Annotated in this window: 14 protein-coding genes; 4 read left to right on the plus strand and 10 right to left on the minus strand. The window is 58.5% G+C overall.

Annotation, left to right across the window (positions count from 1 at the left end):
- Nucleotides 1–49 precede the first annotated feature (49 nt).
- The 6 genes from Q7W83_RS04425 to Q7W83_RS04450 form a co-directional block, all read right to left on the minus strand.
- Complete coding sequence (locus Q7W83_RS04425) at nucleotides 50–388, minus strand: HopJ type III effector protein (RefSeq protein ID WP_150633282.1); 339 nt, start codon at nucleotides 386–388, stop codon at nucleotides 50–52.
- Nucleotides 381–677 (minus strand): DUF1244 domain-containing protein, encoded by a 297-nt coding sequence (locus Q7W83_RS04430; protein ID WP_092273166.1) that lies wholly within the window; start codon nucleotides 675–677, stop codon nucleotides 381–383. The genes Q7W83_RS04425 and Q7W83_RS04430 overlap by 8 nt, the downstream gene beginning before the upstream one ends.
- Before the next feature lie 68 nt (nucleotides 678–745).
- Nucleotides 746–1,117: a dihydroneopterin triphosphate 2'-epimerase gene (gene folX / locus Q7W83_RS04435; protein ID WP_008026970.1), complete on the minus strand. Its 372-nt coding sequence runs from the start codon at nucleotides 1,115–1,117 to the stop codon at nucleotides 746–748.
- A 2-nt stretch (nucleotides 1,118–1,119) separates the two neighbouring features.
- Nucleotides 1,120–1,695, minus strand: a complete 576-nt coding sequence (gene folE / locus Q7W83_RS04440) for a GTP cyclohydrolase I FolE (RefSeq protein WP_150633283.1) — start codon at nucleotides 1,693–1,695, stop codon at nucleotides 1,120–1,122.
- A 21-nt stretch (nucleotides 1,696–1,716) separates the two neighbouring features.
- Entirely contained in the window at nucleotides 1,717–2,427 is a 711-nt protein-coding gene (folM, locus tag Q7W83_RS04445) for a dihydromonapterin reductase (RefSeq protein WP_150633284.1), read from the minus strand.
- A gap of 155 nt (nucleotides 2,428–2,582) precedes the next feature.
- On the minus strand, nucleotides 2,583–3,152 hold the full coding sequence (locus Q7W83_RS04450) for a putative antibiotic biosynthesis monooxygenase (protein WP_150633285.1): 570 nt from the start codon (nucleotides 3,150–3,152) through the stop codon (nucleotides 2,583–2,585).
- A 211-nt stretch (nucleotides 3,153–3,363) separates the two neighbouring features.
- On the opposite strand from Q7W83_RS04450, the gene Q7W83_RS04455 reads away from it, so the two are divergent.
- Nucleotides 3,364–4,323 carry a MerR family transcriptional regulator gene (locus Q7W83_RS04455; protein ID WP_224787852.1) on the plus strand — a complete coding sequence of 320 codons (960 nt, stop codon included), beginning with the start codon at nucleotides 3,364–3,366 and terminating at the stop codon, nucleotides 4,321–4,323.
- A 1-nt stretch (nucleotide 4,324) separates the two neighbouring features.
- On the opposite strand, the gene Q7W83_RS04460 is transcribed toward Q7W83_RS04455, so the two are convergent.
- From Q7W83_RS04460 to Q7W83_RS04470, 3 genes are read right to left on the minus strand one after another with little or no spacing between them, the layout of a single operon-like run.
- Nucleotides 4,325–4,930 (minus strand): hypothetical protein, encoded by a 606-nt coding sequence (locus tag Q7W83_RS04460; RefSeq protein WP_150633287.1) that lies wholly within the window; start codon nucleotides 4,928–4,930, stop codon nucleotides 4,325–4,327.
- 54 nt (nucleotides 4,931–4,984) lie between these two features.
- On the minus strand, nucleotides 4,985–5,461 hold the full coding sequence (locus Q7W83_RS04465; RefSeq protein WP_150633288.1) for a PAS domain-containing protein: 477 nt from the start codon (nucleotides 5,459–5,461) through the stop codon (nucleotides 4,985–4,987).
- Complete coding sequence (locus Q7W83_RS04470; protein ID WP_473655717.1) at nucleotides 5,427–5,576, minus strand: hypothetical protein; 150 nt, start codon at nucleotides 5,574–5,576, stop codon at nucleotides 5,427–5,429. The genes Q7W83_RS04465 and Q7W83_RS04470 overlap by 35 nt, the downstream gene beginning before the upstream one ends.
- 26 nt (nucleotides 5,577–5,602) lie before the next feature.
- Here Q7W83_RS04470 and Q7W83_RS04475 point away from each other — a divergent pair, with 26 nt between their 5' ends.
- Entirely contained in the window at nucleotides 5,603–6,058 is a 456-nt protein-coding gene (locus Q7W83_RS04475) for a flavodoxin (protein ID WP_150633289.1), read from the plus strand.
- Here the strand turns inward: Q7W83_RS04475 and Q7W83_RS04480 are convergent.
- Nucleotides 6,039–6,935, minus strand: a complete 897-nt coding sequence (locus Q7W83_RS04480; protein ID WP_150639269.1) for a LysR family transcriptional regulator — start codon at nucleotides 6,933–6,935, stop codon at nucleotides 6,039–6,041. The two genes, Q7W83_RS04475 and Q7W83_RS04480, sit on opposite strands and share 20 nt — an antisense overlap.
- A 96-nt stretch (nucleotides 6,936–7,031) precedes the next feature.
- Here Q7W83_RS04480 and Q7W83_RS04485 point away from each other — a divergent pair, with 96 nt between their 5' ends.
- Together Q7W83_RS04485 and Q7W83_RS04490 are read left to right on the plus strand one after the other, a co-directional pair.
- Nucleotides 7,032–7,418 carry a CidA/LrgA family protein gene (locus tag Q7W83_RS04485; protein ID WP_150633290.1) on the plus strand — a complete coding sequence of 129 codons (387 nt, stop codon included), beginning with the start codon at nucleotides 7,032–7,034 and terminating at the stop codon, nucleotides 7,416–7,418.
- The coding region (locus Q7W83_RS04490; protein ID WP_473655718.1) for an LrgB family protein at nucleotides 7,408–7,930 on the plus strand (523 nt) is incomplete at its 3' end. The genes Q7W83_RS04485 and Q7W83_RS04490, both read left to right, overlap by 11 nt.

Here is a 7,930-nt window from a genome sequence, read left to right on the forward strand (position 1 = left end):
GACCCATCGCCGGCAAGCCGGCTCCTGCAGGGTTGGTGTCAGTCAGAAATCAGCGGCGGGTCAGTGGTTGTTCAGTGAATTTCACGCCGGCCAAACCGTGAGTAATCAACGCACGGATGTTGCCGTGATCGCTGCCGTCGGGGGTGGCCACGACGGAGCGGTAATGCTCGCCAAACGCCAACAGCGCTTCTTCATCGCTCAACCCTTCCAGCAACGCCAGACCCAGGGTCTTGCACGAACCTTCGTTTTGCCCGGCCGCATTTTCCACGCCGCCGTTGTTGAAGGCCTGAGGCTGGTAATCGTAGCCAGCGGCGATGAACGCCAGGGTGTCGGCAAAAACGTGTTCGCCGCTCTTGAGGCTGGCGCGCAGGGTGTTCAAATCACTCATTGGGTTTTCCTTTGGCGAACGCCGCTTGTTGGTCGGCGCTGGCTTCTTGCTGGTATTGGGCTTTCCACTCGGCGTACGGCATGCCGTAGACGACTTCGCGGGCGTCGTCGAGGCTGACCTCGATCTGGCGTTCGTCAGCCGCGGCCTTGTACCACTTGGACAGGCAGTTGCGGCAGAAACCCGAGAGGTTCATCAGGTCGATGTTCTGCACATCCTTGCGGCTGTCCAGGTGCGCGACCAGCCGGCGGAAGGCGGCGGCTTCAAGTTCGAGGCGTTGTTGATCGTTCATGGCGGGCTCTGTGCAATCGAATCGTGGCGCGGATGATAAAAGTCTGGCGCACGATGCGCCAGACGCGGTCAGCGGCTTGCGGCCAGGGTGATCGACACCGACTCGGCGAAGCGCAGCGCGTGGGGCTTGTCGACTTCGACCTCGGCGTACAGCACCGACTCATTGGCCATGACCAGATCGAGAATTTCCTGGGTCAGGCGTTCGAGCAGGGCAAAGCGATTGCCTTCCACGTGAGCGATGATCGCTTTGGTGATGGTCCGGTAATTCAGCGCGTGATCGATGTCGTTGTCACGCACCGCTTCCTGGGCGGCATACAGGATCGTCAGGTTGATCAGCACGTCCTGTTTGTTGAGGATTTCATCCTCGTTGATCCCGATGAACGTCCGCAGGCACAGGTCCTTGACCCGGATGCGTGCCATTCCTGGTTGAAGTTGTGGCATTGCTACTTGCTCCGTCCAATCAATTGCAGGAACTCCTGACGGGTGTTGCTCGAGTCGCGGAAGGCACCGAGCATCACCGAGGTGTTCATGGTCGAATTCTGTTTCTCGACGCCGCGCATCATCATGCACATGTGCCTGGCTTCGATGACCACCGCGACACCGGCGGCACCGGTCACCTGTTGCACCGCGTCGGCGATTTGCCGGGTGAGGTTTTCCTGGATTTGCAGGCGACGGGCGAACATGTCCACCAACCGCGCAATCTTCGACAGACCCAGCACTTTACCCGTTGGAATATAAGCCACATGGGCCTTGCCGATGAAGGGCAGCAGGTGATGTTCGCAGAGTGAGTACAGCTCGATGTTGTCGACAATGATCATTTCATCGTTGTCGGAGGCGAACAACGCACCGTTGACGATCTCTTCGATACTTTGATCGTAACCATGACACAGGTACTGCATGGCTTTGGCCGCGCGTGCCGGTGTATCGAGCAGTCCTTCGCGGTCGGGATTTTCACCGAGGCCGATGAGGATCTCTCGGTAGTTCTGGGACAGGCTATTCCGGGGTCGGGATAACGTCATGAAATATCCTCGCGGGGCAACTTACTTGAGGTGCCGTCCGCCGTTGACGGTCAGGGTTGTGCCGGTGACATAAGGGTTGTCGAGCAAATAACGCAGGCTCTGGTAGATCACTTCGCTGCCGGGTTCGATACCCAATGCGGATTTGGCCAAAGCCTTGGCGCGGTACGCCGCGTCGTCGTCAGGATTGAACAGTAGCAGGGCGGGGGCGATGCCGTTGACCTTGATGTCGGGCGCGTACTTCGCCGCGAAGGACAGGGTCAGGCTGTCGAGCCCGGCTTTGCTGGCGCAGTAGCCGATGTGCTTGCTGCTGCCCTTGCGTGTGACGTCATCGCTGATGTGCACGATGTCCGCCGGGGTCGAGCGTTGCAACAAGTCCGCACAGTGCAGGTTGATCAGATAGGGCGCCAGCATGTGCACGCTGAACATGCCGGTGAACGCTGCGGCGTCGGTGTCAGGCGTTTCGGCCAGCCATTGGGACGCGTTGTGGATGATCGCCCGCAGGCAGACGGTGTGGGTTTTCAGTTCGCTGATGAAGGCGAGTATCCCGCCTTCGCTGGAAAAGTCGGCGAAGATTGCCGTCGCCCCCAGATCACGCAATGCCTGTACGCCGGGGCGTTCAGTGCGATAGCTGAAGATTACCGCGTGGCCGTCTTCGAGCAATCGCTGCGCACAGTGCAGGCCGACACGCTGGCCGGCACCGGTGATGAGGATCGGGGCGGATGAAGAAGTCATGAACGGCTCGCGTCGCGGTAAGAGCAAAACTATACCAGCGAGCGGCCGCGTTCACCTATTGTGGGAGCGAGCTTGCTCGCGGTGGGGCCGTATGCTCAAACATCGATGTTGGCTGTTACACCGCTGTCGCAAGCAAGCTCGCTCCCCCAGGGTGATCAGCGGTTTTGGGAGGATGGTTCAGCGGACAACGGACGTATTGGCGTGCTGTTCAGCCAGTTGGCCAGAATCCGGGTCGACAGCGGAATAAAGAAGTAGACCATCAGCGGCGTCAGGCACAGCGTGCTGATAAACACCCGAGGCAGGAGGCTCATTTCACCGAGCAACGGCCCCAGTACAAAGTTGAACAGCAACGACACCGGGAAGAACGCCAGCCAGATCGCCACGGCCTGTTTCCAGCGCGGTGGACGTTGACCGGCCGCGCCGAACCAGCCTTCGATGCCGCTCACACGATGTTCCGTTTTATGCGCAAACAAGTCGCTGCCGCGTGCAAGCCAGGCGGTACGCGAGGCCGAATGCTCCCACGCGTGCATGGTCTGCTCGTTGGCGAAACGGAAAATGATCTGGAATTCGTCATCATCGGGCGGCGGGGCGAGCACGCCTGAGCCGAGATAACCCTGGAAATCGGTGGCCAGTTGTTCGCCTTCGCGTAACCAGGCCATCAGGTCCTGATAACGTCCATCGGCGACGCGGCGCGCAACCATCAGCGTGACGGGTGAGGTAGACATCGTGTATCTCCGTATGACAATCGCGTCACTCCGGATAGGAGTTTCGCCAGGCACAGCGCCGGGGTGGTGGGCTGCGTCTTGGAACAAGCAAGGATTATTCCGGATTCTACAGGTTCTGCCTGTGACAATCGTCTCCCATCAATGGGTTGAATGATGATGGGGCAACAGAGGTAGAATGGGATCCGATTTACACACGGAAGTTGACTGCCCTATGCCTGTCATGACTGACGATGTCGCTGGTTTGCAGCCTGTGCTTCCCCTTGAGCAGCAAGAGCTGTTTCCGATCCGGGAAGTGTCGCGGCTGACGGGCGTCAATCCGGTGACCTTGCGGGCATGGGAGCGACGTTATGGTCTGATTCAGCCAATGCGCACCGAAAGCGGGCATCGCTTGTACGCCATGACCGATATCGAACGGGTCCGCAGCATTCTGGGCTGGATCGAACGTGGCGTTGCCGTCAGCAAGGTCGGCAAGATTCTGGCCAAGACAGCACCGCTTCAAGCGCTGTCGCACATTATCCCCAATGAACTGGTGCAGGCTGACTACGCGCAGTGGCAGGAACAAGTCAAAGCGGCGGTGAGCGTGTTCGACGAGGTAAAACTGGAGCAGGTCTATGGACAGATCTTTTCCAGTTACCCCTTGGCCGTGGCGTTTCAGGACATCCTGATGCCACTCTGGAAGCAACTGTTGCAATGTCATGAAGCGTTCGGTCAGGCCAGCGAGTGGTTATTCCTGGACGGTTTTTTGCGTTCACGGGTGTTACAGCGGCTGCTGCTGGTTCGCGTCATGCAACCACGGCGCGTGATTGTATGTCCCCTGAACGATCAATGTCGTGAGCTCGAACTGTTGGTCACGGCGCTGTTTTTGAGCAGTGTCGATTCGGCCATTCAACTGCTGGCGATCGGTCAACCCTTCGATGAACTGGCGCTGGTCTGCGAAAGGGTCAAGCCCCAGGCGTTGGTGCTGGTTTCCAATCACGCGCCCAGCAATGAATTGCCACGCCGTTTGAATCGTCTGGCGATGAGCCTGGATTGCCAGTTGATGCTGGCCGGTGATGTGTCGGAACTGGCGCAGGAAAGCCTGGACGGATCGTCCATTGGCTGCCTGGGTAACGAAGGATTGGTGATGCGTCAGCGTCTGAAACAGTTCCTGGCAGGAAACCTGGATACCTGAGTCAAAGATGCAGAGTCGGATGGGTCAGTCGATGCTGCTGAAGGATGTACTGGCGCAGGCGCTCGGTTTCGTCCTTGTCGCTCTGACTCAACTGATAGGCATAGAAGCCGTTCTCGGTTTCTTTCTCGAAGGTGCCGCGCAACGCGATACGTTCGTAGCCTGACGGGCTGAACCACAACGCGAAATGCTTGGGTGGTTTGGTCTTGTTGCGAACTTCCAGCAAAACCCCTTTGAACGACACTTCATGCACCCACATCGTGCCGGATTGACCACCGGCATTCTCCAGTGCGACCGGTTCTTCGAGAACCAGGCGCCATGGGCGGACCAACGGCCCGTCTTCATAGATGCTGGGGACGCCCAGACGCAAATGCAGTGCATGGAACTCGTCTTCCACCAGATGCAGCGGGAAGGTCATTTGCTGATTTTCGAAGTTGGCCTGGATCGTGACTTGCTCATGAGCAGCAAGGCGCGTGAGCAAGTCACGGATTTGCGAACCACCATTTACAAGCAGACTCGACGTCGCATCCCGCACATTGAGTTGCGGGTTGTGTTGCATGGTCTGGATAAAATCCAGTTCATCCTGGGTCAGGAGTGCGTCGCGCTGCATGATCGGCTCGAAAGGAAAAGTTACAAAGTCATCGGTGATTGTAGTTAATGACAATCAATTAGTGGTTTTGTTTGCGCCGTTCGTCGGTTTTAGTGCTGCGAGCTCGGCCTGAAGCGCCGCCACTTGTGCTTCGAGCTGCGCTACCCGCTGCTGTGTCTTGACCTGTGCGGTGACGTCCTTTTGCACACCGACAAAATAAGTCTGACCGTCGCTCGGGTTTTTCACCGTCGAAAGCGACAACTCGTTCCAGAAAGGCGTGCCGTCCTTGCGGTAGTTTCGCAGGATTTCCCGGCAGGAGCCGCCATTGCTCAACGCATTGCGGATCAAGGTCAGCGCTTCCTGATCGCGGTCGCCCGATTGCAGAAAGCGGCAGTCCTGGTAGAGGATTTCTTCGCTGGTGTAACCGGTCAGGCGTTCGAACGCCGGGTTGACGTAAATCAGGATGTTGTCGTGTTCACCTTCTTTTTCGGCGATCACAACGCCGTCGTTGGAAGCGTTAATCACCATTTGCAGCAGTTGTGCGTTGATCATCGGAGAATCCTTTCCAGATTGATTGAGCGCAGCATTCTAAAAGAACTCTAGCGGCCTTCAATGCTTGATGAGAGCCAATCGCAGCTTTTTTGCTGCGGCTGTTAATATCACTCATCTTTTTACTGCTTCAGGATCAGATTGATGAAAGTCGCCATCTTTTCGGGCTCGGTGTACGGCACGGCTGAAGAAGTCGCTCGCCACGCTGCGAATATTTTGAAAACTGCGGGCTTCGAGACCTTTCACAACCCGCGCGCAAGCCTTGCCGATGTTCAGGCGTTTGGCCCCGAAGCGTTTCTGGCAGTGACGTCGACCACGGGCATGGGCGAACTGCCGGACAATCTGCAACCGTTGTATTTCGCCGTTCGCGACCAATTGCCCGCCGCCTGGCGTGGTTTGCCGGGTGCCGTGATCGGCCTGGGTGATGCGAGCTACGGCGATACGTTCTGCGGCGGCGGTGAGCTGATGCGCGAGCTGTTCGGCGAACTGGGCATCCGCGAAGTGCTGCCGATGCTGCGCCTGGACGCCAGCGAGAGCGTCACCCCGGAAACCGATGCAGAACCCTGGCTGGCGGATCTCGTCACGGCCCTGCGGGACTGACCGGCCATTCGCGCAGCAAGGCGAGCCAGGCTTGTGCGGCTTTTGACAGGTACGCGCCCTGACGCCAGATGAATGCGATGTCCCAGCGCAGAGAGCTCGGCGCGTTCAGGGTCAGGCGCACCACGCCTGGCCGAACCAGCCCGCGAGCCACCACTCGCGGCAACAACACCACGCCTTGGCCAGCGGCCACCAGCGCCGCTAGAAAGTCCGCCTGACCGCTGCGTCCGCCTTCCTTCGGTGTAAAGCCCAATTGCTGACAGGCTTGCAGCAATCGGTCGTTGAGAACGAAGCTGCGCTGATACAGCAGAAAGGGTGTGTCGGCCAATTCCTCCAACCCGATCACCGTTTTCGTCGCCAGCGGATGATCGACCGGTAGCAGGGCATCCAGGGGTTCGTCACAAAAGGGTTGAAAGGCAAACTGCGGGTCTCTTGTCAGCAGACTGCCACCCAGTTCCAGTTCACCGCTCAACACGGCTTGCTCGATGTTCAGGCTGCCGCCTTCGATCAACTGGATATTGATGTTGGGATAGCGTCGCCGGTACTCGGCAAACAGTCCGGCAAACAGCGCGTCGCTGCCTAACAACGGCAAACCCAGACGCAATTCGCCACGGGCCAGTTGGCTCAGATCATCCAGCTCGTTGAGCAATTCGGTGCGCAAACGCAGCATGCCTTCGGCCCGTTGCAAAACCACGCTGCCCGCGGCAGTCAAACGTAGCTGCGAACCCAGCCGTTCGAGCAGCGGTGTACCGAGGCTCTGTTCCAGCTGAGCAACCTGCTTGCTCACGGCCGATTGGCTGATGTGCAGGGACTTGGCGGCCTGGGTAAATCCCCCTTGATGCATGACTTCGACGAAGCTGCGTAGCTGTTTGAATTCCATCTGCCTGATTCCATTTTGGAATGGCTTCGAGTCTAACAATTCGCTTCTGGGATAGCAGCCTGCTCCGTAAAATGGACGCCTGTGAGGACCGAAGACATGCACGCATCCACCCTGAAATACCTGGCTCGACTGACAACCGAATTAGCCGTGTTGCTGGGCATCTACTTGCTTGGCTGCCAAATGACCCTCTGGTTTGGCTGGCCGGTTCCCGGTGGTGTCATCGGCATGCTGTTATTGCTGTTGGTGTTCGCACTGGGACTGGTCAAACCGGCCGCGTTGCAAATGGGCGCCGGCCTGTTGATGGCCGAGATGCTGTTGTTCTTTATTCCGGCGTTGATGAGCCTGCTCGATTACGGCGCGCTGTTGCGCAGCGACGGTTGGCGGATTCTGCTGGTGATCGGCGTCAGTACGCTGATGGTGATGCTGGTCACGGCGTTTACCGTGGAGCTGGTGGTACGGTGGAGGAGGTCCCGTGAAGCTTGAACTGATGCCGGTGTTCTGGCTGGCCTTCACGCTGCTGGCCTATCTGTTCAGCCGCTGGATCTATCGCCGCACCGGCCGCTACTTGTTGTCGCCGCTGATTTTGGTCCCGGCCCTGCTGTTGACGCTCGCCGTGCCGCTGCATACCGCATACGCCGAATACGCCAGCAACACCCATTGGCTGATGCTGATGCTGGGGCCGGTCACGGTCGCCTTCGCAGTGCCGATCTGGCAGCAACGGCAGATGTTGATACGGCATTGGTCGGCGTTGCTGTTGGGAATGCTGGCGGGGAGTGCTGCGTCCATCGGCAGCTCGTTTGGCCTGGCCAAAGCGCTGGCACTGGACAGCGCGGTGACGATGTCGCTGGTGCCGCGTTCGATCACCACGCCGTTTGCCATGCCACTGGCTCATGATCTGGGCGGCGTACCGGAACTGACGGCGGTGTTCGTGATGTTCACCGGTGTGTTTGGCGCGATGCTTGGCGGCATTTTGCTCAAGTGGCTGCCGTTGCGCA

The sequence above is a fragment of the Pseudomonas sp. 300 genome (assembly GCF_055803035.1).